Here is a 25,274-nt window from a genome sequence, read left to right on the forward strand (position 1 = left end):
GGTTGCCGCAGCGCCTAAGGTTCGACCGAATGCGCGCGCTTGAGGCAGCGCAGCACGAAGGTGGAGCGGCTGTGGCGCAGGCCGGGCAGTTTGTACAGTTTGCGGCGCAGGAACTCCTCGTAGCCCGCCGTGCCCGCCACCGCCACCTTGATCAGATAATCGTACTCGCCGGTGAGCAGGTAGGCCTCGATCACTTCCGGCAGTTCCGCCAGCGCCTGGCCGAACTTCTCGAAGATGTCGTCGTCATGCCGGTCCAGCGTGACTTCGATAATGACGGTGTCCGGCAGGCCGAGCGCCTGCTGGTTCAGCACCGCCGTATAGCTTTCGATCACGCCGCTTTCCTCCAGCGCCCGCACGCGGTTCCAGCACGGCGTGGTGGACAGGCCCACCTGTTCCGCCAGTTTGGTGTTGCTCAGGCGGCCGTCGCGGCGCAGCGCGCGCAGGATGCGGCGGTCGGTTTCGTCGATGTCTGGTGAATTATTCACGCTGCAGCCTAGAATGAAGAAGAATGTTCTTCATTCTAACGAAAACAGGGTAATTTCAGGAAGCCTATTTTTGCCCTGCGGCCGTATAGTTCTTACATGAACACATCCACCGCCACCGCCCAGAAAAACCTGCGCTTCACCATAGAAGCGGAAGCAGCCCTGTCCACGCTCGAGAACGCGCTCGCGATTTTGCGCCGGGCCGGCATTAGCTTGCGGGACATGCGCATCAGCCAGTGTGCGCAAGGGATGGAGGTCTGGATGCGGCTGGCCGCGCCGGAGGAGGATCTTCTGACGTTGTGCCGCATGCGGCTGCACAACGTCGTCGGCATCCTGGCCATCAAGGAGACGGGATCAGCCCGGAAGGTAGGCGTACTTGAACGTGAACACGGCGGCGATGACCCACACAATGGGTTTCACCTCGCGCGCGCGGCCGGTCAGCAGCTTGAGCACCGCGTAGGTGATGAAGCCGAAGGCAATGCCGTGCGCAATCGAGTACGTGAACGGAATCAGCATGGCGGTGATCCCGGCCGGAACGCTTTCCGTGGTGTCGGACCAGTCTATGTCCGCCAGGTCGCGCAGCATCAGGCAGGCCACGAACAGTAGCGCGGGCGCGGTGGCGTAGGCCGGCACGGCGCCCGCCAGCGGCGCAATGAACAAGCAGGCCAGGAACAGCGCGGCCACCACCAGCGCGGTCAGCCCGGTGCGTCCGCCGGCCTGCACGCCCGCCGCGCTTTCCACGTAGGCGGTGGTGCTGGAAGTGCCCAGCAGCGACCCGGCCACGATGGCGGCGCTGTCGGCCAGCAGGGCCTTGTTCATGCGCTCCATTTTGCCCGGCACCAGCAGGCCGGCGCGGTTGGCCACGCCCATCAGCGTGCCGGTGGCGTCGAACAGTTCAACCAGGAAGAACACCAGCACCACGTTGACGATGCCGACCGACAGCGCGCCCTTGATGTCCAGTTTCAGCAAGGTCGGGTCGAGCGACGGCGGCGCGGAGAAGACGCCTTTGAACTGGTTGCCGCCAAAGACGAAGCTGAGCAAGGTGACCGCGACGATGCCGATCAGGATGGCGCCGCGCACTTTCAGCTTGTCCAGCGCGACGATCAGCATGAAGCCGAAAATGGCCATCAGCGCGGGCGGCTTGTGTAGGTCGCCGGCGGTGACCATGGTGGCCGGATTGGCGGTGACGATGCCCGCGCTCTTGAGCGCGATCAGCGCCAGGAACAGGCCCAGGCCGACGGTGATGGCGGTGCGCAGCGCGTGCGGGATGCCGTTGACTATCATGCCGCGCAGTCCGAGCAGGCTGACGATCACGAACAGGCAGCCTGAAATGAACACCGCGCCCAGCGCGGACTGCCAGGGAATGCCCATGCCGAGCACCACGGCATAGGCGAAGTAGGCGTTCAGGCCCATGCCGGGAGCCATGCCGATGGGGTAGTTGGCGTACAGCGCCATGACGGCGGTGCCCAGCGCGGCGGCCAGGCAGGTGGCGACAAACACGGCTTCCTTCGGCACGCCCGCGTCGCCAAGGATGGCGGGGTTGACGAAGATGATGTACGCCATGGTGAGGAAGGTGGTGATGCCCGCCACCGTCTCCGTCCGCACGTCCGAGCCGGCTTCCTTCAGTTTGAACAGCTTTTCAGCGATGGACATTGCGGCTCCCGTGATTGTGTTGGAAGAAGCATATCATTTCCCGGCCAGCGACCAAATGGCGTTTTGGTAATTCAGGGTATGGGTAACTTGCAGGGCGTCCAGGAAACGGGCGTCGTGCGAGACCACGGCCAGCGCGCCGGTGTAGGCTTGCAGCGCGTGCTCAAGCGCCTGCACCGAGGCCAGGTCGAGGTGGTTGGTGGGTTCGTCCAGCAGCAGGAGCTGGGCGGGCTGCTTGCGCCACAGGGCGCAGGCCAAGGCCGCTTTCAGGCGTTCGCCGCCGCTCAGCCGGGCCGATGGCGTGTGGACTTGCGCGGCGTGGAGGCCGAGCAGCGCCAGGCGGCTGCGCAATTCGCCTTCCGGCAGCGGGCTATCGAGCTCGCGCAGACGCTCCAGGACCGTCATGTGCGCAGGCAGCAGCGCGGCGGCGTGCTGATCCAGCCAGGCGTGGGGCACGCCCACGCGGCAAGCCCCGGACAGCGGCGGCAGCAGGCCCGCCATGACCTTCAGCAGCGTGGTCTTGCCGCAGCCGTTGGGGCCAGTGACGGCCAGCCGCACAGGGCCGGCCAGCGTGAAGTCCAGCGCTCCATGCGCCGCACCGGCGGAGCGCGGGCGGGGCGGCAGCGGGTACGGCGGCAAGGGGTACGGGAGAACTACCGCGTCGAACTCGAGCACGCGCTTGCCTGGCGGGACCGCGCTCGCTGGCAGCAGCAGGGCCACCGGCGCCGGCGCTGTCACGCGGGACGCCGCTTCCCGCACCGCCTCGTCGTGCGCAGCGATGGTCTGCGCGCGGCGCTGCGTGTCGCGCCCTGCTGTCGCTTCGGCCTGGCGTTTCAGTTTGCCGCGCAGGATGGGGGCGATATTGGCCTCTTTGCCCGCCCTGGCGTTGCGTGCGGCGCGGGCCTGCTGCGTGTCGTGCTGCTTGCGCAATGCGCGCTGGGCAGTTTCGCGCTCGTTTCGGGCGTGTTCCAGTGCGCCGTCCACGGCATTGCGGGCTGCATCGCGCTGCGCCTCATAGTGGCTGTAGTTGCCGCCGTAGCTGCGCAGGCCTGAGGCGTCCAGCTCCACGATGCGCTCCATGGCCTCCAGCAGTTCGCGGTCATGGCTCACGATGACGGCGCCGCCGCGCCAGGCCAGCAGGCGCGCATGCAGCCAAGCGCGGCCTGCCCGGTCCAGGTGGTTGGTTGGCTCGTCCAGCACCAGTCCGTCCGCATGGGACAGGAAGGCGCCCGCCAGCGCTATGCGCATCAACTCGCCGCCGCTCAGGTTTGCGGCGCTGTCGCCGGGGCGCAGCGCGGGCATGCCGCAATCGGCCAATGCTTGCGCGAACTCGGAGGCGATGGACCAGCGGCCTTCCAGCAGGTCCAGGTCTTCTGCGCGGACTTCGCCCGCATCCATGCGCGCGAGCGCGTCGAACAGCGGCGCCAGGCCGGCGACTGCGGCCACGGTGTCGGTCGCGGCCGGGCGCACCTCCTGCGGCACGTATGCCAGGCTGCCTGCGCGCAGCACCGAGCCGCTGCCGGGCGCCAGTTGGCCGGACAGCATGCGCGCGAGCAGGCTTTTTCCCGTGCCGTTGGCGCCTACAAGTCCGGTGCGTTCGGCGTGGAAGCTGGCGTTCAGGCGGTCGAAAACCAGCCGCCCGTCGGGCAGGCCGAAAGATACATCACGCAGGGAGATGGAGAAAGCGCCCGAAGACGCGGGCGCATTGGATTGCGCCATTGCCACCGCAACGGTGGCGTGGATACGATTTGCCATAAGTAAGCTCCAGACGGGTCATGCAGCCGCATGGTGCGGACGCATCGTCACTCGCATGCCGCGTTGCGGACCTGCGATCTCTTGCTGAGGGGGCTTACTTGCGCATCGGCGCTTACTCCTGAAAAGGCGCTGCCCGAAAATTGGGCAGCGCCGGCATTTTAACGCAGCTTCAGCGCAGTGGCAATGTCGGACCAGGCTACGTACTTGAAGTTCTGCGGGCCGTCCGGCAGGCGCTTGTAGCCGTCCTGTACCACCAGCATGCCTTCGGTGTATGGCCCGCCGAGATTGGCCGAGCTGACGTCCAGGCCGTCGGTTTCGGACGCGCCGTCTATGCCCACCGCAACGTTCACGCCGATGCGGAAGCTGCCGCGCACCTTGTGCGGCGCGGCCGCGTCCAGCACCACGTAGCTGTTGCTGCCCTGGCTGGACACCACCAGGTAGCTGGCCTGCGCGCCGTGATACAGCGACATGCCTTCGACGTCGGCGGTCAGCACGCCGCCCACCGGCAGTATCATGCTCATGGCCGAACCCTGGTCCGCCGCTGCGGGCAGCGTCCACACGCCGCGTTTTTCCTCGCCCACGAACAGCTTGCCGCTGCGGTCGTCCGCGACGCAGCCTTCCGGCTGGGAAGCGACCTTGAAGCTGCGCAGCAGGGTGCTGGTGAAGGCGCCGTCCTTGCGGCCTATCCGGTAATGCTGGAAGGTGCCGTCCTTGTCGTTGACGAAAGCCTCCAGGCCGCCTCCCGCCGGCTGGTAGACGCAGATGCCGTAGATTTTCTCCAGGCCGGTGGGGAAGCGCACCGCTTCGGCCACGGTGCCGCTGCCGTCTATCGTGAACAGCACCATGGTGTTGTCGTCGCGCTGGGTGGCCAGGGCGAGATCGTGGCGGGCGCCGTCCAGCAGCACGTTCTGGCGAAGGTCCACGTTGTTCAGGCGGCCCGACTCCAGCAATTGCGTCTGTTTGCCCTGCATATCGTAGACCAGCAAGCCTTGCTTCTTGTTGGTGCCGAGCACGCGCGATGCCGCCGGGTTGGCGGGATGGACCCAGATGGCCGGATCGTCCGCAGCGTCGCCAAGGCGGGCCATGGGTTCGGTCTGGGCGCGCGGGATAACGATGGCCGGTGCAGCTGCAGCCGCGGAGCGGACGGCGCCTGCCTGCGCTGGCAGACCGGCGGGCACGGCGCGCCACTGCTTTGCGTCCTCGCTGTTCAGCAGCAGCTCGGCGGCGCCGGCGCCGGAAGCGCGGCCGGCTAATGTGCGGCTGGCCAGCGCGCGGCTGTTGGCTGCGCCTTTCACGGCGCGCGGCGTCTGCGCTTCCCATGCGCCGTTGCGCTGGCTGAACAGGTAGAGCTGCTTGCCCTTGGCGTCCAGCATGGCGAGGCCGCCCGGCAGCAGCGCCAGCGCACCCGGGCCGCCGGCCAGTTTGCCGTAGGGCTGGCGCAGGGCCAGCACATGGCGCTCGCCCGCGCCTTCCGCGTCCGCGCGGTAGGCCCACAGGCCCATGCCGGATTCGCTGACGAACAGCGTGCCGGTGGCGTCGTCCACGCGGCAGTGCCGCACGTGCGTCGGCAAGGCGAGCTTGCGCACCAGCTTGCGCTCGGCGCCGTCCAGCAGCCACTGTTCGCCCTGGCCGTCCTTGGCGATCAGGAACTGGTAGCTGATGTCCTGGGCGTCGCGGTACAGGCAGGCCGCTTCGGCGGCGAAGGAGGGCGCCGGGAAGGGTGCTTGGGGGCGCAGCGTGCCCGCTACCAGGTCGGCGTCGATGGCGACGGCGCGCTCGGCGTTCGAGTCCAGCAGCGTGGCGAGCACGCCGCCGGGCTGGCTGCGCGTGTCAAGCTGCTTGCCGCGCACGGCGTAGCGGGCGCGCTCCTTGCCGCTGGCGTCGAGCAGGCGCAGGGCGTTCTTGTCGAGCGCCAGCCATCCGCCGTCCGGCAGGGCAGCAAGTTCGGCGGCGCCGGCCACGCTGTTCATGGCGGCCGCCACGCCGGTGGCCTGCGCGCCGGATGCGGACGCAGGCTGCACGGCGGAGATCGCGGCCAGCGCCGCAATCGACGCTGCAATAATAGTTGGGTAAGTCTTCATCATCAGAACAGGTTGGCTTTCAGGGAGATTTTGTAGGTGCGGCCATATTGTTCGTACTGCGCGTTATGGTTCTTCACGCCCTGGTAGACGTAGTACTTTTCGTTGTTCAGATTGGACGCCTCGAACTGCAGTTGCAGCTGTTTGCTGATCTGGTAGGCAAACGAGAAATCGAGCTGCTTCTGGCTGTCGACGATGCGGTCCTGCGCCGCGCTCAGGATGTCGCCGCCCATTTCAAGCAGGTACTCGGACTTGTAGTTCAGCGCCAGGCGGGTGCTGACCGGGCCTTGTTCGTAGCCCAGCATCACGTTCATCACGCGGTCCGACTGGCCCGGCATGGAGATGCTCCGCGACAGGACCTTGCCCGCCTTGGTGTCGAAGCGCGCCACATTGGCCTTGGAGTCGCTCAGCGTGGCGTTCACGCCCGCCAGCAGGTTGTTGAATGGTGCGGGCAGCATGCGCAGCGGCTGGTTCCATGCCAATTCCAGGCCTTTCACGCTGGCCTTGTCGCCATTGGCGTAAGACGTGGCGGTGGTGTAGCCCACCCATTTGCCGGTGCCCGCCAGGTTGGTGGTGTAGGTGAAGTTCTTGATGTCCTTGTGGAAGGCATAGGCGGAAATGGTGCCGTCGGTGCCGAGGATGCGTTCCACGCCCAGGTCCAGGTTGCGCGACTGCAGCGGCGCCAGGTCCGGGTTGCCTATGGTTGCTTCGGCGGCGCTGGCCAGGGTCACGCCCGGCGCCAGCTGGCTGAAATTGGCGCGTACCACGGCCTTGGTGACGGCGGCGCGGATGCTGGTGTGTTCATCGGCGTCGTAGCGCGCCTGCAGCGACGGCAGCCAGTTGGTGTAGGAGCGCTCGCGCGTCAGCGGCGTGATGGCCGCGCCGTTGATCTGTGAACCCGCCGCGTCGAAGCTGGTGCGCTCGGCGCGCACGCCGGCCAGTACGCGCCATGCGTCCCAGGACAGGGTATTCTGCGCATAGGCCGAGTCGATATCCTCGCTCATGCTGTAGTCGTTGATGGCCGATTCGGACGCCAGGCGGGCGGCGTTGCGGTCCAGGCCTGCGATGCGGGCGCGCACGGCGGCGGGGGCGATGGCTGTGCCGATGCGGCCCAGTTTATAGTCCAGCTCATTCGCACCCACAAAGGCCGTCATGGACACCGGGCCCGCGCCCCAGTAGTTGCCGCTGGTGGCCTTGCTGCTGTTGTAGGCCCACTGGTTGGTGTCGTTGGTCTTTTCGCGGCGGCTGGTCTTGACGCCGCCCTTCAGCGTGGAGCGCATCTCGCCCACCGCGAAGGTGTGGGACAGGTCGATGCGGGCGTGGCGCTCCTTATCTTCCGAGTAGCGCTGCTGCAGCGTGATCGCGTTCAGGCTGTAGTTGGCGGCGTCGTAGATGCCCGCCGGCGCCACCAGCTGCGGCTTGCCGCCGTCGGTAAAGCCCACGCCCGCGAAGTTGGCGTTGCCGCGGAAGCGCGCGTCGTTGATGGATTCCGGGGTGTCCTCGTTGGCGCGGCTGGCGCCGCCTTCGACGTTCAGCTGCCAGTCGCCGAACTTCTGCTCCGTGCCCAGCACCGTGGAACGGATCTCCTGCGTGTATTTGCGCTGGCGCAGGCGGCGCTCGCCGCGCGCGCTGGCCGTGGCGCCGTCGGCGATGCTGCCGCCGGTAATGCTGCTGATGGTGAGGCGGTCGCGCACTTCGTCGTCGCTGAAGCGGCTCAGCAGGTTGCGCATGAACCAGTTGCTGCCGGCGGCGGGGCGGTAGTCCAGATTGATGGCGGCGGCGCGGCGTTCGCGCACCGGCAGGTAGTCGCGGAACTCAAAGCCGGTCAGCTTGTCGCCGTCCCAGGCGCCGCCGGTTTCCACGTTGTCCGAGCCGAACTTGCGCTTCTCGGCGCTCAGGCCGACGGCCACGCCCAGGTGGCCGTCCATGAAGCGCTGCGCCCACAGGAGGCCGGCGCTGGGGCTGGTCTGTTCGGTGTTCTGGTCGCGGCTCGCCGCTGCCGTGACGGACAGCACCTTGCCCGGCAGGTCGAAGGCGGACAGCGATTTCACTTCCACGGTGGCGCCCAGGGAGTTGGCGTCCATGTCCGGCGTCAGCGTCTTGCTCACTTCCAGCGAGCGGATCAGGCCTGCGGGCAGGATGTCCAGCGCCACGGCGCGGCGGCCCGATTCCGGCGACGGCACCAGCGCGCCGTTGATGGTGACGGCGTTCAGGTCCGGGCCCAGGCCGCGCACGGTGATGTAGCGGCCTTCGCCCTGGTCGCGCTGCACCGACACGCCCGGCAGGCGGGCCAGCGCCTCGGCGGCGTTCTTGTCCGGCAGGCCGCCGATGTCGTCGCTGCTGACGACGCTGATGATGTTGTCGGCCTTGTCCTGCGCGGCGATGGACTTGCGCATGCTGGCCTGCTGGCCGGTGACGACCACGACGCCCGCCATGGAGGTCGATTCGGCGACCTGGGCGTGCACGCCCAGGGAAGTCAGCATGGCCAGCACGCCCATGCTGAGGGCGGACAAGCGGAACGTTGGCGCGGTAGGGATATTCATGGTTTCTTATGGTTGGTTGAATAGTTGAGAGAACGCTGCGCATTGTAGGAAGCGAATATGTCGCTTCTGTTACAAAGGGGCTGCGGCGAGTGAGCTGTTTGCACCTCCCCCGGCGAAGCAGGCGCTGTAACGCTCAGGTCACACGCCGGTCACATGGCGCCGCTATGCTGCCGCCATGCTAAAACTGCACCGCCCCTATCTGATCCTGTCGGCCCTTGGGCTGCTGCTGTTCCCCATGCTGTACGCGAGCCTCGGCGTGGCCAAGCCGCTGTCGCACTGGAAGTGGCTGGATATATTCTGCGAAGGCGGCACCGCGGCCATGGCGGGTATCTGGCTGCTGATTACCTTGAGCAGCCGGCCGGGAGGGCGGGTCACGCGCCTGCTGGCGCTGGGGCTGGCGGCCATCATGCTGGGTTCATGGGCGGACTGCCTGGACGAGTTCTTCCACATCTCCAAGGACCAGCTGTGGGACAACTGGCTGGAGGCGCTGATGCCGCTGGGGATGCTGACGCTGACGGCCGGCATGTACTACTGGCGCCAGGAGCAGTTCAATCTGAACGAACATTTGCAGAAGCGCGAGCGCCTGTTCCGCGACCATCGCGCTTTCGACCGGGTGACGCAGCTGGCCGGCGCGGACTATCTGCGCGCCCAGATCAAGCTGGAACACGAGCGTGCGCCCGGCGCGGCCTGCGCGCTGGTGCTGCTGGATATAGACGGCTTCCACAAGATCAACCGCGAACTGGGCCAGCGCGAAGGCGACCGGGTGCTGCAGGCGGTGGGCCATATGCTGCTGCTCAATCTGCGCAACGAAGACCTGCTGTGCCGCTATGCGGGAGACCGCTACGCCATCCTGCTGCCGGGGATGGGGCAGGCCGAGGCGCAGGAGCTGGCCGAGCATGTATGCGCCATGGTGGGCCGCATGCGGCATTCCGCGCCGGGCGGACGTGTCCGGGTCGGGCTGCGGCATGCCTGCACGCTGGCCGAAGGCAATCCCGAGGCGCTGCTGGCCGAGCTGGGCAAGGCGGTCGACCTGGCGTCCGCGCAGGCAGGCGGCAAGGACGGCGAGGCGGAGCGCAGCCACGGCGATGCGCGGCGCAAGCCGGCAATGGCGTGACCGAGGCGGACTCCGGGGCGGTCGCATACCACGGCGCCGGCGACGCGGTCATCCCCGCGCAGCACCAGCCCTGGCTGGTCCTGGACTACGCGGCCAGCCGCGACGCCGCCTTGCCCGCCTTGTGGCGGGGCACCGGGCTCGATGGCCCCGAGCTGCCGCCCGAAGGCCTGAATCTGGCGCCGCAGCAGTATCTGCAATTGCTGCAAAACGCCGCCCGCGTGCTTGACAGCGCGGACACCGCCTTCATGCTGGGCCAGCACATGCTGCCGGGCCGGTACGGCGCGGCCAGCGCGGCGCTGCTGGCATCGGGCAGCCTGCGCGAAGCCCTGGAGACGCTGGCAGGCAGCCAGCGCGCGCTGTCGCCGCTGCTGTGCCCGCGCTTCCGGCAGGAAGGCGAACTGGCCGCGCTGTACTGGACCGACAGCTACGGCGCGCCCAGCCAGCTTGCCTTCCTGGCCGAGATGCATATGACCGCGCTGGCGTCGATGTGCCGCTGGCTGAGCGGCGAGCGGCTGCCGTGGCGCTTCTGCTTCAACCGCACCCGGCCGCGCTACACCGAACAGCATGAGGTGCACCTCGGCGCCGACCTGCGATTCGATTGCCATCTGGACGCCATGCTGATCGACAGCGCATGGCTGGACCGCCCGTGGCCCGGCAGCGCGGGCGCCGCCGCACCCGCACCAGCACCCGCAGGCCCGGCGCCGGCCGTTCCCCCCAGCTTGCTGACCGCGCTGTACGACTACCTGCTGGCCCGCGTGCGCGCCGCGCCCACGCTGGAGCAGACGGCGGCGGACTTCGCGGTCAGCCCGGCCACGCTGAAACGCCACCTGGCGCGCCACAACACCCATTTCCAGGCCGAGCTGGACCAGGTGCGCACCCACGTCGCGCTCTACCTGTTCCAGACCCGGCGCGCCGACAACGAGGACGTGGCCCGCCACCTCGGTTTCCACGACGCCACCAACTTCCGCCGCTCCTTCAAGCGCTGGACCGGCCAGACCCCCGGCCTGCTGCGCGCCTCCCTGCTGGGCGCCGCACCTTGATCATCGCACCTTGATCATCGCACCTGAATCATCTCTGCGGTGCGGCCGCATTGTTATAGAATAGGCACCCACCCGAACTACGAAGCGGCGATGCGACTACGGACTCACTACTGGCTGCTGGCTATTTCAATTGTGCTGCCGGTTGCCATATTTTGCAGCATTGCCCTCGAAATGCTGTTGACGGCGCAGCGGGCCACGGCCATGCGCCATATCGAAGAAAGCGCGCGTTCCGCCGCGCTGGAGATCGACGCCGAAATCCGGCGCGCCCAGTCGGTACTGCGGGTGCTGGCGAATTCGCACTCGCTGGCCTCGGCCGACCTGCGCCGCTTCCACCAGGAAGCCAGCGCCGCCAACGCCGGCCACGGCGGCTGGATCATCCTGTACGAGCGCAGCGGCCAGCAGCTGGTCAACACCCGCTTGCCATTCGGCGCCCCCTTGCCGGTGCGGCCGGACCCCGGCGTGGTGGCGCAGCAGCTCGACACCGGCAACGGGCTGGTGTCCGGCGTCAAATGGGGACTGGACCTGAAACGCACTTTCGTCACCGTCGAACTGCCGGTGGTCACCGCTGCCGGCGACCGGCGCGTGATCGCGCAGGCTTTCACGCCGGCCTATTTCGAGCAGAGCTTCAAGGGCCGCACCATACCGCCGAGCTGGATCGGGCGCGTGATCGACGGCAGCGGCGTGGTCATCGCCCAGGGCGGCGGGGTGGACGGGCCGTCCGGCACGCGTATGCCTGCCGACCAGCTGGCGCGCGTGCATTCAGCGGCGGCCGGCACGCTGCGCCACGAGGCCGATTCGGGCGCCGGCCTGGTTGCCTACTTTGTGCATTCGGCACTGTCGGACTGGACGGTGATGGTGTCCGCCCCGGAGGCGGAAATCAATGCCGCCGTGGTGCAGGGCATGTCGGTGGCCATTGCCGGCTTCGTGCTGGCGCTGGGTATGGCCTTGTTGCTGGGCGTGTACACCGGGCGCCGGCTGGTGCGCTTTGTTTCCAGCGCATCGAAGGCGGCGCGCGCGCTGGGCGGCGCCAAGCCGGTCTCCGGCCTGCGGCATTCGAATATCGGTGAAATGGAAGCGCTGAACGACGCCATCCGCGATGCGGACATGCGGCTGCGGGCGGAGATGGAGACCCGCGCCAGCGTGGAGCTGGAGCGCAACGAGCTGCTGGTGCGCGAGCGGGCCGCGCGCGAGCACGCCGAGCGGCAGAACGCTGCCAAGGACGAATTCCTGGCGCTGCTGGGCCACGAGCTGCGCAATCCGCTGGCGGCCATCGTCAGCGCGGTGGCGGTGCTGGACCACAGCAGCCAGCCGGGCATGCCGGTGGAGGCGGCGGACGCCGCGCGCGGTGTGCTGCGCAGGCAGTCCGCGCATCTGCGCTCGCTGGTGGACGATCTGCTGGAAGTGAACCGGGCGCTGATGGGCAAGCTCACGCTGAACCGGCGCGAGCTGGACCTGGCGGATGCCACGCGCGGCTGCCTGGAAACCCTGCAAACCGGCGGCCGTCTGAGTAATCACTCGCTGGAACTGCGTGCCGCGCCGGCGCCCGTGTATGCGGATGCGACGCGGCTGGCCCAGGTGATCGACAATATTCTGGATAATGCGCTCAAGTACAGTCCAGCCGGCACGGCCATCGAAGTTCAGGTTGCGCAGCAGGACGGCATGGCGCAGCTGACGGTGCGCGACCAGGGGCTGGGCATAGCGCCTGAGTTGCTGCCGCATGTGTTCAATGCCTTTGTGCAGGGCGAGCAGACCTTGCAGCGCGCGCAGGGAGGGCTGGGCATCGGGCTGACACTGGTGCGCCGCCTGGTGGAAATGCATGGCGGAAGCATCAGCATCACCAGCCCGGGTCGCGGGCGTGGCGCCTGCGTGACGGTACGGCTGCCGCTCCGGCCCGAGCCTGCTGCCGCGCCGGCTACAGATTAAACAGCTGGGTGTAAATGCGCGCGGCCATCAGGCCGGCCGGGCTGTGCTGCAAGGACGGGGCCAGCAGGCGCGATAGCGTGGCCATCGCTTCTTCCTTGCTGTCCGAGGCGGCCAGGCGCGCTTCCAGCAGGCGCAGCTCGCAGCCTATCGCTTCCCAAGCGTGTTCGTCGGCAGGGAAATGGTGGCGGATCACCGGCCGTTCGGTGCGCACGCGCGGCAGCGGCTCCGCAGCCAGGGCCTGCTCGGAACTGCCTGTCTGCTCGGCTCGCTCGGCCTGACCGGCGCGTGCGGCCTGCGGCGGCTGCGCGGCCGGTGCTGTGGCGGGTGAGTTGGCCAGTGAGGTGGCAAGTGAGGTGGCCAAGGGCGGCACGGGGCGGTCGGCAACCGCGTCCGGCGGCAGGACCGGCTCGGCAAGCAGCGGCGCCATGGCGTCGTCGGCGGCGGGCAGAGGCAGGCGGGTGGCCAGCGCGTGCAGGCGGTAGCCGTCGGCGACTCGGCGGTAGAAGGCCGCAGGGTCGCCCACGCGCGCCATGATGCCGCGCAGGCTGAGCAGGGCGGACGGCCCGCTGCCCGCCGCCACGCCGGCGGAGGCAAAAGCGTCCGCGTCCAGGCCCAGTTCGGCCAATTCGTGGCGCGCCACCAACAGATCCGTGCAAGGCTGCTGCCGGCCCAGGTTGTAGCCAATTAATTCTGGCAGGAAATCTTCCCCGCTATGCGCCAGCGCCAGTTCCAGCGCGCCGCCGCGCCAGCGGTCCGGGGCCGCCGCGCCGCCGACTGCGCCGGCGTCCGCAGCGCCCGAGCCCGAGGCCAGCAAATCGCGGTACAGCAGATAGCGGTTGCGGTCCGGCACGCCGTGGCCCAGCTGCTCCAGATAGCTGGCGATCATGGGCTGGAAGTCAACGTCGTCCCAGCGCTCGACCACGCCGTACAGCGAGGCGCCGTCGGCCAGCCGGGCGGGCGCGGCTTCGCGCAGGAATTGGCGCGCCTGCGCAACGGTGGCGAAGTGGCGGCGCGGCGCGCCGTACTCGCGCGCCACCTGGTAGCGGTGGTAGGCGTCCGCAGCCGCCTGCGCATGGTGGCTGATCCACGCCGCCAGCTCATCGTAGCGCAAAGGCAACAGCGGGGGCTGGGCGGCCGCCGCGTTCAACTGGCTGCGTAAAAAAGCGGCGGCATCGCCCGCCGGCAGGGATTCGTTCGCCGACGACAGCGCGGCATAGATGCGGGACGGTGTATCGGAGGAGGCAAGTTGGTTCAGCATGAAGATCTCGCTCTGGCTAGAATTTTTCCAGTATGCAAAATTGTTGCGCCTGTGCGTAGCGGTGAGATTCCCGCCACTCTGTAAGACTAGACTGACAATGGTAAAAAGTCATGTAAGGAAGCTATTTTCCGCGCGCCGGTGGTACACTTCCTGAGGGCAATCTATTCCCATACGCATACAAGCATAGCGAGGCAACATCATGGAACTCCGGCCTCTGGCAGCAGGCGGCGCGACCGTGCTGCGTCCGCAGGGACGCATCGACCACACCCATGCGGACGCATTCCAGCAGGCGCTCGCGCCGCATTTGCGCGACTGCGCGGCGGGCGGGACCAGCCTGGTGATCGACATGGCGGACATCAGCTACATCAGCAGCATAGGCTTGCGCGCGCTGATGCTGGCGCTCAAGCAGGTCAAGCCGCAAGGCGGGCGGCTGGTGCTGGCCGGACTCACGCCGCTGGTGCTGGAAGTGTTCAAGATCAGCCGCTTCGACCTGCTGTTCGAACTTTTCTCCGACCAGCAGGCCGCCGTCGCCGCGCTGGCGGCCGGCCGCGCGGCATGAAAGCCCGCATCTGGGGCGCGCGCGGTTCGCTGCCGGTGGCGCTCACGCACACGCAAATCCGGGCCAAGCTGGTGGCCGCGCTGGAAGGCGCCATCGGCCGGGATCTCGATAACAGCGAAAAAATCGCCGGCTATGTCGACAGCCTGGGCTTCGATGTGCGCGGCACCTTCGGCGGCCATTCCAGCTGCGTGGAAGTGCAGGTGTGGGACCCGGACAGCTGCGCCGAGCACGTGATACTGGACATGGGCAGCGGCGTGCGTCCGCTGGGCGGCGCCAAGCTGGCGCGCTACGGGCCGGGCAAGCCGCAGACCTACCATGTGTTCATGTCCCACCTGCATTGGGACCACATCATGGGCTTCCCATTTTTCACGCCGGCCTATATTCCCGGCAACCGCATCATTATCTACGGCTGCCACGCGCAGCTGGAAACCGCGTTCCGCCGCCAGCAGGAGGCCATCAGCTTCCCGGTCAGCTTCGACCAGTTGGGCGCGCGGATCGAGTTCCGGCAGTTGGAGCCGGGCGTGCCCATCGAGATCAACGGTTTGCGCATCACCGCCAAGCTGCAGCTGCACGCGGGCGACTCCTACGGCTACCGCCTCGAGCACGGCGGCCGCACGCTGATCTACACCACCGACTCCGAGCACAAGCTGGAGGACAGCGCCGCGCGCCAGGGCTTTGTCGACTTCTTCCGCAACGCCGACCTGGTGATCTTCGACGCCATGTATTCGCTGGCGGACTCCATTTCCGTCAAAGCCGACTGGGGCCATTCCAGCAACGTGGTGGGTGTTGAGCTGTGCCAGCTGGCGGGCGCGCGCCAGCTATGCCTGTTCCACCACGAGCCGATCTATGACGACGCGCAGATCGCGCGCGTGCTGGCGGAAACCCGGCGCTTTGCCGAGCTGACCGGCGAGGCGCCGCTGGACGTGGTGGCGGCCTACGACGGCATGGAAATTGAACTCTAGGGCGCCGCGCCCTTGGCCGCCATGCGCCGCTTCCTGAAGCGGATGGCCATCGGCCTGCGCGTGCGCGGGCGGCCGCTGGCGCTGGTCCTGGCGCTGATCTTCGCCTGCTTTCTGGCCGTCCCCGGCGACGGCCTGCTGCCCGCCTTGCGGCTGGCCTTGTTCGACGGCTACCAGCGCGCCATGCCGCGCGAACGCCTGTCCGGCCCGGTGGAAATCGTGGCCATCGATGAAGCGTCGCTGAAGCGCTACGGCCAGTGGCCGTGGCCGCGCACGCGGCTGGCCGAGCTGATAGACAGGATGAACGCGCAGCAGCCGCTGGCGATAGGCCTCGACATCTTCATGCCCGAGGCGGACACCAGCTCGCCCGAAGCGCTGGCCGCGCGCCTGCCCGGCGACGAAGCGGCGCTGAAGGCCAGCCTGCTCAAGTTGCCCGGCTACGACGACGTGCTGGCCGCGTCCATCCAGCGCGCCCCGGTGGTGCTGGGCGCGGCCGGCTTCGACGTGCCCACGCCGGGCGCCACGGCGGCCCTGCGCACCTGGCCGGTGCTTACGCGGGGCGGCGAGCCGCAGCGCCATTTGCGCAATTTCCCGCTGGCGCTGGGCAGCCTGCCGGCGCTGCAGGCCGCGGCCAGCGGGCAAGGCCTGTTGTCGGCGGACCTGGAACACGGCGTGGTGCGGCGCGTGCCGCTGGTGGCGCGCATCGGCGGCGCCGTGCTGCCTTCGCTATCCGTGGAAATGCTGCGCGTGGCCACGCGCGCGCCGGCGGTCCGGCTGGAGCTGGGGCCGGAAGGTGTGCGCAGCGTGAACGTGGGCGACCTGCACGTGCCCAGCCAGCCGTCCGGCGCGGTGTGGGTGCATTTCTCGCGGCCCGCGCCGGAACGCTATATTTCAGCCACCGAGCTGCTGGACGGCAGCGCACCGCCGGACCTGCTGGACAACAAACTGGTCATCGTCGCGCTGACGGGCCTGGGCCTGATGGACTACAAGACCAACGCGCGCGGCGACTTCATGCCCGGCGTGGACGTGCATGCGCAGCTGATCGAAAGCTTCTTCGACGGCCGTTTCCTGCTGCGTCCGGACCACATGCGCTGGGCCGAGTCCGGCGCGCTGCTGGCCTGCAGCCTGCTGCTGGTGTGGATGCTGCCGCGCCTGCGGCTGCGCTTCGCCGCGCTGGCCTGGGCGGCGCTGTCGCTGATGCTGTTCGGCGGCGGCGCGCTGCTGTTCGCGCGCGCCGGGCTGCTGTTCGACGCGCTGGCCGTGTGGCTGGCCATGAGTTTAACCAGCATCAGCCTGCTGGCCAGCCTCTTCGTCAGCGAGAAGGCCGCGCACCGGCGCAGCGACGCGGCCCTGCAGCTGGCGCGCGAGGGCGCGGCCAAGGCGGCCGGCGAGCTGGGCGCGGCGCGGCGCATCCAGATGGCCAGCCTGCCGCAGGCTGCCAGCGTGTTTCCGGCCGAGACGCGCTTCGCCGTGGCGGCGCTGCTGGAGCCGGCGCGCGAAGTGGGCGGCGACCTGTATGACTTTTTCATGCTGGACAGGGAGCATTTGCTGTTCCTGATCGGCGACGTGTCCGGCAAGGGCCTCCCGGCCAGCCTGTTCATGGTGGTGGCGAAGGCGCTGTCCAAGAGCATCGCGCTGCGCGAGACGGCCGCCGTGCCGGACCCGGCCGCCATCCTGAACCGCGCCAACCGCGAACTGCTGCGCGAGAACCCGGAAATGCTGTTCGTGACCGCCATCGCCGGCATACTGCACGCGGGCAGCGGCGAACTGGTGCTGTGCAACGCCGGGCACGACGCGCCGCGCGTGCTGCGCGCCAACGGCGTGCTGGAGCGCCTGCAGCCGGCCGGCGGCCCGCCGCTGTGCGTGATCGACGACTTCGACTATCCGGTGCAACGCTACCGCCTGGAACCGGGCGACACGCTGTGCCTCGTCACCGACGGCATTCCGGAAGCGATGGACGAGGGCGGCAAGCAGTACGGCATGGAGCGGATGGACGCCTTGCTGGCCGGCGCGGGCGGCGTGCCGCCGCAGGCGCTGGTGGACGCCATGCGCGAGGACGTGCGCAGCCATGTCGGCAGCGTGGAGCCGTGGGACGACATCACGGTGCTGGTGGTGCGCTGGCATGGTCATCATCCTGAAACATAGACCGTATAAGATCGCGCGCTAGTTCACCATCGAGCCGCCATGACACTTAAACTTTCGCATACCATTTTCGCCGCTGCCGCCCTGGCCGCCGCTTTCCAGTCGCACGCTGCTGCGCCAACTGCCGCTCCTGCCCAGCCCAAGCTGGTCGTGGTGCTGGTGGTGGACGGCCTGCCCAACGAGCAGGTGCTGCGCTACCGCGACCAGTTCGGCCAGGGCGGCTTCCGCCGCCTGCTGGAGCAGGGCGCCTGGTTCAGCAACGCGCACCAGGCCCATGGCATCACCGTGACGGCCGTGGGCCACGCGGCGGTGCTGTCGGGCGCCTATCCCTACCAGCACGGCGTCATCGCCAACAACTGGATCGACGCGGCCACCGGCGAGCAGGTCTATTGCACGGACGACGCCTCCTACTCCTACATCGGCGAAGAAACCAAGCGCCTGGACGGCACCTCGCCCGCGCGCCTGCGCGTGAGCACGCTGGGCGACGAGCTGCGCTACGCCAGCGGCAACCGCGCCAAGGTGGTGACCGTATCCGGCAAGGACCGTGGCGCGATCCTGCTGGCGGGCAAAACCGGCACGGCCTATATGTACATGGACAAGACCGGCAACTTCGCCAGCTCCACCTACTACATGGCCCAGCATCCGGAGTGGGTGCAGCGCTACCAGGCGGGCAAGCCGCAGAACCGCTACTACGGCAAGAACTGGAACCTGCTGCTGCCTGAATCCGCCTACGCCAACGACATGCCCGATCCCGCCCCCGTGGCCGGCGGCGCGCGCAACGGCTTCCCGTTCTCGTACTACAGCGAAAGCGGCGAGCTCGACAGCGGCTACTACGCGCGCCTGCGCACCGGTCCCTACCTGGACGAGCTGACGCTGGAGTTCGCGCGCGCAGCCGTGGAAGGTGAAGACCTGGGCAAGAACGCGGCGGGCGTGCCCGATCTGCTGGGCGTGAGCCTGTCCTCGCACGACTACGTCAACCACGCTTACGGCCCGGAAAGCCGCATGTCGCACGACCACCTGCAGCGCCTGGACCGCATGCTGGCCGGCTTCTTCAGCTACCTGGACAAGCGCATCGGCATGGACAACGTGATGGTGGTGCTGACCGCCGACCATGGCTTCAGCAACACGGCCGAGTTCTCGCAAGGCCGCCGCGTCGACGCGCAGCGCATCGACGGCAACAAGCTGATGCAAGGCCTGGATGCGCAGCTGGCCAAGGTGTTCGGCGTGGAAAAGCTGGTGGTCGGCTCGGCCAAGGGCAATGTGCTGCCGAATATCTATCTGGACCACGGCCTGATGGAGCAGAACAAGCTCAAGCCGGACGACGTGGAAAAAGCCGCCGCCGCGTGGCTGGAAGCGCAGCCCGGCGTGAGCGAAGTGTACCGCCGCCAGCAGCTCGAAAGCGGCGGCGCCAACGGCACCCGCCAGTCGCTGCTGATGCGCCGCGCCTTCAACCGCCAGGCCTCGGGTGATCTGATTCTTGTGCACAAGGCGTTCTGGTACGTGGGTTCCGGCACCTCCGGCACCACCCACGGCTCGCCATACGCCTACGACACCAACGTGCCGCTGATGGTGATGGGTAGGCAGTGGATCAAACCCGGCGCCTACGGCCAGTACGCGGAAGTGGTGGACATCGCGCCGACGCTGGCGCACCTGCTGCGCGTGCGTCCGCCCGCCGGCGCCGAAGGCCGTGTGCTGACAGAAACCCTCCGTTAATCTCCGCATGGCATACCGTAGGGCGGGTTAGCGGGCCCCGCCCGCGTAACCCGCCAGGCAGGCCCCTAGCGGACCCTGACTTCCACGCGCCGGTTAACCTGCTCAGCCTTGCCGTCAGCAGTCTGCACGGCCAGCTCCCGCTCGCCGCGTCCGGACACGGCAATGGCGTCGGCCGGCACGCCGCCTTCCACCAGCCAGCGCTTGACCGACTCCGCCCGCTTGAGCGACAGCGCGTCGTTGAAGGCCATGGTGTCCACCCGGTCGGTATGGCCGATCACGAGCACCTCGGCGGCGGGCCGCGCCGCAAGTTCCGCCTTGATCTGCGGCAGGCGCGCGGCCGACTCCGGCACCAGGACGTCGCCGCCCGTTTCAAAGTACAGCATGAACACCGCCGCGCGCTGCGGCAGGGCGGCCAGCGGCTCGCGGTAGCGCTGCCGGATATCGGCCTGGTTGCCCGCGCCCACCAGCAGCACGGCCGCGCCATCCACGGCGGCGTTCTGGTAGGGCTGGTCCAGCAGGGCTTCCCCTTTGGACGAGGTCACCACCACGGCGCTGGGCCGCCCGTCCTGGCTGGGCAGCAGCGTGATGCGCTCCCTGGGACCGCTGCCATGCTGCGACAGCGCGGCCACCAGGCAGACTATCCACAATAGGGCGGCCATTATTGGCCGGCTCCGTCGCCCACCTCGATCACGAACTCCGTACCGCGCACGGCCAGCACGGTGCTGGGCGTGGAAAATTTAACCGCCTTGGGCGACTGTTTGGAGAGCTTGCCGGAAATGACGGCCAGCGTGCCGCGCCGCACCGAAGCGTCCAGTTCCCCTTCGTGGGTGGTGGAGTTGAAGGCGAATTTCTGCAGGGCCAGGGTGGTGTTAGGTCCGAGCGCCAGCAGGGTTTCGTCGCGCAGGGTGATGCCCGCGCTGCCGTCTGCGCCGGTGATGATGGAGTCGCTGGCCAGCACGGACGCGCCCACGGCTGCGCCCATTTTCTTGCCTTCGCGTTCTATGCTGACGCTGCCCTTCGCGGTCTTGATCATGCCGGCCGGCTCGGCGGCCAGGGCGGAAGGAGCGGCGAAAACGACGGAAAGCAGCACCGGCAGTACCGGCGCCAGCAGCGCGGCCGCGACAGTCCGCAGGTTTATTGTGCGCATGATGCCCTCCATCACTAGACATTCCGATAATATGCTTGAATGAAGGAAAAGGAAACCAATTCTGCCGCTGGCGGTTGTGAAATTGGCACGCGCTTTGAGGCCAGGCTGGCGTGCGTCCCTGCCGCCACGGCATGCCTTGTTGCAGGCATGCATGCCGCCGGCGCCGATCCCGAAGCCGTGCTGCGCGCCGAATTGATCTTGGAGGAACTGGTGCGCAACACCATCCTGCACGGCTACCGGGGCGACAGCGCCCAGCCGCTCTGGATAGCGCCGGATGCCAACGGCTTTTGCTACGCCGACGCGGCTCCGCCCTTCAATCCGCTGGCCGACGGGCCCTCCGCCAGCCTCACGGCGCCCAATCCGGCCCGGCCGGTGGCGGACCAGCACGTGGGCGGCGCAGGCCTGCCGCTGATACGCCAGCTCTCGTCCAGCATCGTCTATGAATGGGTAGCCGGCTGCAACCGGCTCCGTGTGGCGGTGGCGGCCGGCCCCTGAAGGCCGGCGCCGCCGTTCAGAACTTGGTGAATTGCGACTCGTCCAGCCCGGCGGCGCCGGGCGGCAGGCCGACGGGCTGCACGGCGCTGCGGTGCGCGCGCGGCCGTCCCGATTTCACCTGGCGTACATTGGAACGGTCCGGCTGGCCTTCGATGGCGTAGCGCTTGAACAGGGCCATCAGGTGCGCCAGATGGTCGGCCTGGGTATTCATTTCTTCCGAGGTGGCGGCCAGTTCTTCCGAGCTGGCGGCGTTGGTCTGGGTGGCCTGGCTGAGCTGCACCACGGCCGAGTTGATCTGGCCCACGCCGGCGGACTGCTCCTCGGAGGCGGCGGCGATTTCCTGCACCAGGTCGGAGGTGCGGCGGATGTTGGGCACCATGGCCTCCAGCAGCACGCCGGCCTGCTCGGCCAGCTCCACGCTGTTGGCCGCCACTTCGCCTATCTCCTGCGCCGCCACCTGGCTGCGCTCGGCCAGCTTGCGCACCTCGGCCGCCACCACGGCAAAACCCTTGCCGTGCTCGTGCGCGCGGGCCGCTTCGATGGCGGCGTTCAGGGCCAGCAGGTTGGTCTGGTAGGCAATGTCGTCGATGATGCTGACTTTCTTGGCGATCTGGCGCATGGCCGCCGCCGTCGCCTTCACCACCTCGCCGCCCTTGGCCGCTTCTTGCGCGGCCTTGGTGGCGATGCCGTCGGTAACGCGGGCGTTCTCCGCGTTCTGCGTGATGGAAGCCGTCATCTGCTCGATGGAGGCGCTGGTTTCCTCCACGCTGGCGGCTTGCTCGCTGGACGCCTGCGACAGCGACTGCGCCGTGGCGCTGACCTCGCCGGACGCGCTGGCCAGCACGGCGGCCACCTGCTGGATGTCGCGCACGATGCTGCTGAGGCTGCGCGAGATCCACACCGCCAGGCCGCAGCCCAGCACCGCGATCACCACCGCGAAACCCAGGATCACGCGCTTGGCCTGCTGGGCTATATCGCTCATTTCGGCGGACTCGGCCTTGGTCTCGGCGGCGTTGACCTCCCGCAGCCGGGCGCTGGCGTTGGCGATGCCGGTGTCCGCGCCTTTCACGGCCTTGTCCAGCTCGGCCACCGTGGCGCCTTTCTCGCGCAGCGCTTCCAGGTGCGCCATCTGCAGGCTGTATTCCTTGGTTGCCGCGAGGATGTCGTTGAGCAGGGTCTGTTCCTCGCGCGTGAGGTCGGTGCCGGACAGGTAGCTGTTGACGGCCTTGTCGATCTCGGCGATCTCGGTGCGGAACTTGGCGGCGTAGTCGCCGCCGCGCAGCACGTAGTTCTTGAAGCTGTGGCTGGCCCGGCCGTGCGCGGCCGAGATATTCATCACCGCGTCCTTGCGCGCCAGCGTCACCGTTTCTATGCTGTTCCAGTGGCCGTGCAGCGAACTCAGGCTGGCAAAGGCGGTCAAGCCCAGCAGGATGACCAGTATCACGATGCCGCCCAGCCCTACGTGCAGCCGGGTTTCCATTTTCATGTGCTTGAACATGCTTCCTCCTGATGGCGCGGGCCGGTGAGGATATTGTGACGCGTTCCGGAGGTGCAAATGTCACCAATTCTCACAGTCGCAGAATTACGTCACATTTTTACAAACGGCCATGGCGGGGCCGTCACACGGCCTGGGCGTCCACCACGTAGCAGTCGCGGCCGTTGCGCTTGGCGGCGTACAGGGCCTGGTCGGCGCGCGCGATCAGGCCGGATTGCGTGTCGCTGTCGCTGCCGCCGTCAAACAGCGCCAGCCCCACGCTGGTGGTCACGTGCATGGCGGCACCGGCCACGGTGAAGGGATCGCGCACGGTGGCCACGATCTTGGCCGCCAGCTGGGCCGCTTCGCCCACTTCGTCCACGTTCTCGAACACGATAATGAACTCGTCGCCGGCCAGGCGCGCCACCAGGTCGACCGCGCGCACCGCGCCGTTCAGGCGGCCGGCGAATTCCTTCAGCACCTCGTCGCCGGCGCCGTGGCCCAGGCTGTCGTTGATGGTCTTGAAGTTGTCGATGTCCAGGTAGGCCAGCGCCATGCGGCGGCCCAGGCGCTGGCTGCGCGCCATGGCCTGCTGCAGCACTTCCTCGAACTTGCGGCGGTTGGCGATGCCGGTCAGCGGGTCAATGCGCGCCAGCTCTATCAGCTGCTGCTCGACCGCCTTGATATGGCTCATGTCGCGCGTCAGCGAGTACACGCCGGCCACGCTGCCGTCGGCGCGCTGGTCCGGAACAAAGGTGGTTTCCAGCGTGCGCAGGTCGCCGTGCAGGCGTGCGCGGTGCTCGAAGCCGACGTGCACGCCGCTGAAGGCCTGCTCCAGGTGGGGCAGCGTTCTGGCGTAGGCGGTGGCGCCCATGACTTCCGCCAGCGGGCGCGCCGACAGGCTGGCCGGGTCCAGGCCCAGCCAGTGCTTGAAGGTGGCGTTACCGAAACGCAGCAGGTGCTCGCGGTCGATATAGGCCACCAGGGCGGGCAGGTGGTCGGTGATGAGGCGCAGGCGCTTCTCGCTGGCGGCCTGCTTCAGCTCGGCGTTGCGGCGCTCGGTGATGTCCATCGACATCAGGTAGAAACCCTGTACCGTGCCGGCGGCGTCCGTGTCCGGCACCAGGTCCACCATCAGGTGCAGCATGCGGCCCATTTCCAGGCTGTCGCGCTCCTCGTGCACGCGTTCGCCGCGCAGCGCGGCATCGATGCGGTCCTTCCAGTGCGCGTAAACGTCGGCGCCGAACACCTCGCCGATGGTCTTGCCCAGCATGGCGGCCGGGTCCACGCCCAGCAGTTGCTGATAGTGCTCGTTGGTGAAGCGGTAGCGCAGGTCGCGGTCGATATACGCCACCAGCGCCGGCATGCTGTCGGCGATCATGCGGCTGCGGCGCTCGCTGGCGGCGATTTGCTCCTCGTGCGCCACGCGCTCAGTGATGTCGTGCAGGAAGGCGGTGGCGATGACGCCGCTTTCATGGTGCAGCGTGCCGATCGACAGCTCGAGCGGAATCTCGTGCCCGTCGCGGTGCAGGGCGGCCATGCGGCTGCGCTTGTGGCTTGCCTGCTTGCCTTGCGCGCCGCCGGTCATGCGCGCGAGGCCGGCCGCGTGCGCGCCGCGCTGGCTGGGCGGCACGATCAGCTCGGCCACATTGCGGCCCAGCGCTTCGCTGCGGCTCCAGCCGAACGTCTGTTCGGCTTGGGCGTTCCATTCGGTGATGGTGCCGTCGGCGCGGGTGCTGACAAAGGCGTCGGGCGCGTATTCCAGGATGTTGCGCACCAGCGTTTCGCTGGCCAGCACGCGTTCCTGCGTGGCGGCGCGCTCGGCGGTGAGCTGGTAGAAAGCCTCGCCCAGTTCGCCGATCTCGTCCTGGCGGGCGGAGCGCAGCGAGGCGATGTCGGCGCCGCCCTGGCGCAGCGCGGCGACCCGGCTGTGCAAGCGCTGCAGCGGCGCCAGCAGGCGGTGGATGATCAGCCAGGCCAGCAGCCCGGCCACCGCCGCGAACACGCTGGCGGCGAAGATGGCTTGCCGGCGCAGCTCGATCAGCGGCGCGAAGGCCTCGTCGGTGGGGAAGCGCGCGGCGACGATCCAGCTGGTGGTCTTCAGGCGCTTATACGAGTAGATGCCTTCGCTGCCGTCCTTGTTCCTGGCCTCGGTCCAGCCTTCAAAACCGTTCAGCGCCATTTCCGTTGCGCGGTTGTGGCCGGGACGGTCGTTGATATGGCGCAGCAGACGTTCCGGCGAGGGGTGGTGGATCAGGATGCCGCCGGCCGTCATGATGAACATGAAGCCGGTCTTGCCGGGCTTGAGCGCATTGATGGGGCCGAAAAAGTCGGACTGCTGCAAGTCGATGCTGGCGGCGATCACGTAAGCCACTTCGCCCTGCGGGTCGAGCACGGGCTGGGTCATGATCACGATGGGGCGGCCGGAAAGGCGGCTCATCAAGGGCGCGGAAATCAGGCCCTTGCGCTGGCGCACGGTCTGGTCGAAATAGGGCCGGCCGGTGGCGTCCACGCTGGGCTCCTTCGAGTCCGAGCGCAGCGTGGCCACCATCCTGCCCTTGCGGTCGAACGCCACCACATTGTAGAACTCGGCGTTCACCGCAGGCCGAGCCAGCAGCAGCGCCTGCATGGCGGCCGGATCGCTCTGGATGCCGGGCGGCAGCGCCTCGGGCAGGGTGGAGAGCAGGGCGCGCTTGGTTTCCAGCTGCTCGTCGACGTAGGCGGCGGCGCTGGACAGCACGGCGTATTGCTGGGAGCCGATGACGGCCTTCATGTCGCGCTCGGCCAGCATCAGGGCCAGGATGGTGACGATGGTGGTGGCAGCCAGCACCAGCAGGATGACTACCGTGGTCATCCGGGATTTGAGTGTGCGTGGCAGGAAGCCGCTTGTGGCCATGTTTCGTAGCAAGTCGTTCGGTAGCGTGGAGTATTGCACACCCGGC

The 25,274-nt window shown here is 68.1% G+C and carries 19 protein-coding genes; 8 read left to right on the top strand and 11 right to left on the bottom strand.

What is annotated here, in order from left to right:
* Positions 1–14: 14 nt before the first annotated feature.
* From AC07S4_RS03990 to AC07S4_RS04015, 6 genes are all read right to left on the bottom strand, one after another.
* The gene (locus tag AC07S4_RS03990) at positions 15–485 is read right to left on the bottom strand and encodes an Lrp/AsnC family transcriptional regulator (RefSeq protein ID WP_494985359.1); all 471 of its coding nucleotides are present in this window, start codon (positions 483–485) and stop codon (positions 15–17) included.
* Between the two features lie 92 nt (positions 486–577).
* Positions 578–790 carry a hypothetical protein gene (locus AC07S4_RS03995; protein WP_494985360.1) on the bottom strand — a complete coding sequence of 71 codons (213 nt, stop codon included), beginning with the start codon at positions 788–790 and terminating at the stop codon, positions 578–580.
* Between the two features lie 46 nt (positions 791–836).
* Positions 837–2,135, bottom strand: a complete 1,299-nt coding sequence (locus AC07S4_RS04000; protein ID WP_494985361.1) for an NCS2 family permease — start codon at positions 2,133–2,135, stop codon at positions 837–839.
* Between the two features lie 33 nt (positions 2,136–2,168).
* The gene (locus AC07S4_RS04005; RefSeq protein ID WP_494985610.1) at positions 2,169–3,851 is read right to left on the bottom strand and encodes an ABC-F family ATP-binding cassette domain-containing protein; all 1,683 of its coding nucleotides are present in this window, start codon (positions 3,849–3,851) and stop codon (positions 2,169–2,171) included.
* A gap of 194 nt (positions 3,852–4,045) precedes the next feature.
* Positions 4,046–5,971 (bottom strand): phytase, encoded by a 1,926-nt coding sequence (locus tag AC07S4_RS04010; protein ID WP_494985362.1) that lies wholly within the window; start codon positions 5,969–5,971, stop codon positions 4,046–4,048.
* Positions 5,971–8,508 carry a TonB-dependent receptor gene (locus tag AC07S4_RS04015; RefSeq protein ID WP_494985363.1) on the bottom strand — a complete coding sequence of 846 codons (2,538 nt, stop codon included), beginning with the start codon at positions 8,506–8,508 and terminating at the stop codon, positions 5,971–5,973. Before AC07S4_RS04015 ends, AC07S4_RS04010 begins: the two co-directional genes overlap by 1 nt.
* A 175-nt stretch (positions 8,509–8,683) precedes the next feature.
* Here AC07S4_RS04015 and AC07S4_RS04020 point away from each other — a divergent pair, with 175 nt between their 5' ends.
* The 3 genes from AC07S4_RS04020 (at position 8,684) to AC07S4_RS04030 (ending at position 12,585) form a co-directional block, all read left to right on the top strand.
* On the top strand, positions 8,684–9,622 hold the full coding sequence (locus tag AC07S4_RS04020) for a GGDEF domain-containing protein (RefSeq protein ID WP_494985364.1): 939 nt from the start codon (positions 8,684–8,686) through the stop codon (positions 9,620–9,622).
* Positions 9,619–10,662 carry an AraC family transcriptional regulator gene (locus tag AC07S4_RS04025; protein ID WP_494985365.1) on the top strand — a complete coding sequence of 348 codons (1,044 nt, stop codon included), beginning with the start codon at positions 9,619–9,621 and terminating at the stop codon, positions 10,660–10,662. The genes AC07S4_RS04020 and AC07S4_RS04025 overlap by 4 nt, the downstream gene beginning before the upstream one ends.
* A gap of 201 nt (positions 10,663–10,863) precedes the next feature.
* The gene (locus AC07S4_RS04030) at positions 10,864–12,585 is read left to right on the top strand and encodes a sensor histidine kinase (RefSeq protein ID WP_494985366.1); all 1,722 of its coding nucleotides are present in this window, start codon (positions 10,864–10,866) and stop codon (positions 12,583–12,585) included.
* On the opposite strand, the gene AC07S4_RS04035 is transcribed toward AC07S4_RS04030, so the two are convergent.
* Positions 12,575–13,843, bottom strand: a complete 1,269-nt coding sequence (locus tag AC07S4_RS04035) for a heme oxygenase-like domain-containing protein (protein WP_494985367.1) — start codon at positions 13,841–13,843, stop codon at positions 12,575–12,577. The genes AC07S4_RS04030 and AC07S4_RS04035 overlap by 11 nt on opposite strands.
* A gap of 199 nt (positions 13,844–14,042) precedes the next feature.
* Here AC07S4_RS04035 and AC07S4_RS04040 point away from each other — a divergent pair, with 199 nt between their 5' ends.
* From AC07S4_RS04040 to AC07S4_RS04055, 4 genes are read left to right on the top strand one after another with little or no spacing between them, the layout of a single operon-like run.
* Positions 14,043–14,402 carry an STAS domain-containing protein gene (locus tag AC07S4_RS04040; protein ID WP_494985368.1) on the top strand — a complete coding sequence of 120 codons (360 nt, stop codon included), beginning with the start codon at positions 14,043–14,045 and terminating at the stop codon, positions 14,400–14,402.
* Positions 14,399–15,364, top strand: a complete 966-nt coding sequence (locus tag AC07S4_RS04045) for an MBL fold metallo-hydrolase (protein ID WP_494985369.1) — start codon at positions 14,399–14,401, stop codon at positions 15,362–15,364. Before AC07S4_RS04040 ends, AC07S4_RS04045 begins: the two co-directional genes overlap by 4 nt.
* Before the next feature lie 21 nt (positions 15,365–15,385).
* The gene (locus AC07S4_RS04050) at positions 15,386–17,506 is read left to right on the top strand and encodes a CHASE2 domain-containing protein (RefSeq protein WP_494985611.1); all 2,121 of its coding nucleotides are present in this window, start codon (positions 15,386–15,388) and stop codon (positions 17,504–17,506) included.
* Positions 17,507–17,545: 39 nt separating this feature from the next.
* Entirely contained in the window at positions 17,546–19,216 is a 1,671-nt protein-coding gene (locus AC07S4_RS04055; RefSeq protein ID WP_494985370.1) for an alkaline phosphatase family protein, read from the top strand.
* A 65-nt stretch (positions 19,217–19,281) separates the two neighbouring features.
* Here AC07S4_RS04055 and AC07S4_RS04060 read toward each other — a convergent pair whose 3' ends face one another.
* Positions 19,282–19,875, bottom strand: coding sequence for an OmpA family protein (locus tag AC07S4_RS04060; protein ID WP_494985371.1), 594 nt, complete (start codon positions 19,873–19,875; stop codon positions 19,282–19,284).
* The gene (locus tag AC07S4_RS04065; RefSeq protein WP_494985372.1) at positions 19,875–20,363 is read right to left on the bottom strand and encodes a FecR family protein; all 489 of its coding nucleotides are present in this window, start codon (positions 20,361–20,363) and stop codon (positions 19,875–19,877) included. The genes AC07S4_RS04060 and AC07S4_RS04065 overlap by 1 nt, the downstream gene beginning before the upstream one ends.
* A 39-nt stretch (positions 20,364–20,402) precedes the next feature.
* Between AC07S4_RS04065 and AC07S4_RS04070 the strand changes: the two genes are divergently transcribed.
* Entirely contained in the window at positions 20,403–20,858 is a 456-nt protein-coding gene (locus AC07S4_RS04070; protein WP_494985373.1) for an ATP-binding protein, read from the top strand.
* A gap of 16 nt (positions 20,859–20,874) precedes the next feature.
* Here the strand turns inward: AC07S4_RS04070 and AC07S4_RS04075 are convergent, their stop codons facing one another.
* Positions 20,875–22,356 (bottom strand): methyl-accepting chemotaxis protein, encoded by a 1,482-nt coding sequence (locus AC07S4_RS04075; protein WP_494985374.1) that lies wholly within the window; start codon positions 22,354–22,356, stop codon positions 20,875–20,877.
* A 121-nt stretch (positions 22,357–22,477) separates the two neighbouring features.
* Positions 22,478–25,186 carry a sensor domain-containing diguanylate cyclase gene (locus AC07S4_RS04080; RefSeq protein ID WP_494985375.1) on the bottom strand — a complete coding sequence of 903 codons (2,709 nt, stop codon included), beginning with the start codon at positions 25,184–25,186 and terminating at the stop codon, positions 22,478–22,480.
* Positions 25,187–25,274: the final 88 nt, after the last annotated feature.

It is taken from the genome of Pseudoduganella sp. GW821-FHT05F09 (assembly GCF_059419605.1).

Coding starts and splice junctions, on each gene's coding strand:
- AC07S4_RS04075 (WP_494985374.1), bottom strand. CDS start 22,356: ATGTTCAAGCACATGAAAATGGAAACCCGGCTGCACGTAGGGCTGGGC.
- AC07S4_RS04070 (WP_494985373.1), top strand. CDS start 20,403: ATGAAGGAAAAGGAAACCAATTCTGCCGCTGGCGGTTGTGAAATTGGC.
- AC07S4_RS04080 (WP_494985375.1), bottom strand. CDS start 25,186: ATGACCACGGTAGTCATCCTGCTGGTGCTGGCTGCCACCACCATCGTC.
- AC07S4_RS04015 (WP_494985363.1), bottom strand. CDS start 8,508: ATGAATATCCCTACCGCGCCAACGTTCCGCTTGTCCGCCCTCAGCATG.
- AC07S4_RS04005 (WP_494985610.1), bottom strand. CDS start 3,851: ATGGCGCAATCCAATGCGCCCGCGTCTTCGGGCGCTTTCTCCATCTCC.
- AC07S4_RS04050 (WP_494985611.1), top strand. CDS start 15,386: ATGCGCCGCTTCCTGAAGCGGATGGCCATCGGCCTGCGCGTGCGCGGG.
- AC07S4_RS04030 (WP_494985366.1), top strand. CDS start 10,864: ATGCGCCATATCGAAGAAAGCGCGCGTTCCGCCGCGCTGGAGATCGAC.
- AC07S4_RS03995 (WP_494985360.1), bottom strand. CDS start 790: ATGCGGCACAACGTCAGAAGATCCTCCTCCGGCGCGGCCAGCCGCATC.
- AC07S4_RS04000 (WP_494985361.1), bottom strand. CDS start 2,135: ATGTCCATCGCTGAAAAGCTGTTCAAACTGAAGGAAGCCGGCTCGGAC.
- AC07S4_RS04040 (WP_494985368.1), top strand. CDS start 14,043: ATGGAACTCCGGCCTCTGGCAGCAGGCGGCGCGACCGTGCTGCGTCCG.
- AC07S4_RS04010 (WP_494985362.1), bottom strand. CDS start 5,971: ATGATGAAGACTTACCCAACTATTATTGCAGCGTCGATTGCGGCGCTG.
- AC07S4_RS04035 (WP_494985367.1), bottom strand. CDS start 13,843: ATGCTGAACCAACTTGCCTCCTCCGATACACCGTCCCGCATCTATGCC.
- AC07S4_RS04055 (WP_494985370.1), top strand. CDS start 17,546: ATGACACTTAAACTTTCGCATACCATTTTCGCCGCTGCCGCCCTGGCC.
- AC07S4_RS04045 (WP_494985369.1), top strand. CDS start 14,399: ATGAAAGCCCGCATCTGGGGCGCGCGCGGTTCGCTGCCGGTGGCGCTC.
- AC07S4_RS04065 (WP_494985372.1), bottom strand. CDS start 20,363: ATGCGCACAATAAACCTGCGGACTGTCGCGGCCGCGCTGCTGGCGCCG.
- AC07S4_RS04020 (WP_494985364.1), top strand. CDS start 8,684: ATGCTAAAACTGCACCGCCCCTATCTGATCCTGTCGGCCCTTGGGCTG.
- AC07S4_RS04060 (WP_494985371.1), bottom strand. CDS start 19,875: ATGGCCGCCCTATTGTGGATAGTCTGCCTGGTGGCCGCGCTGTCGCAG.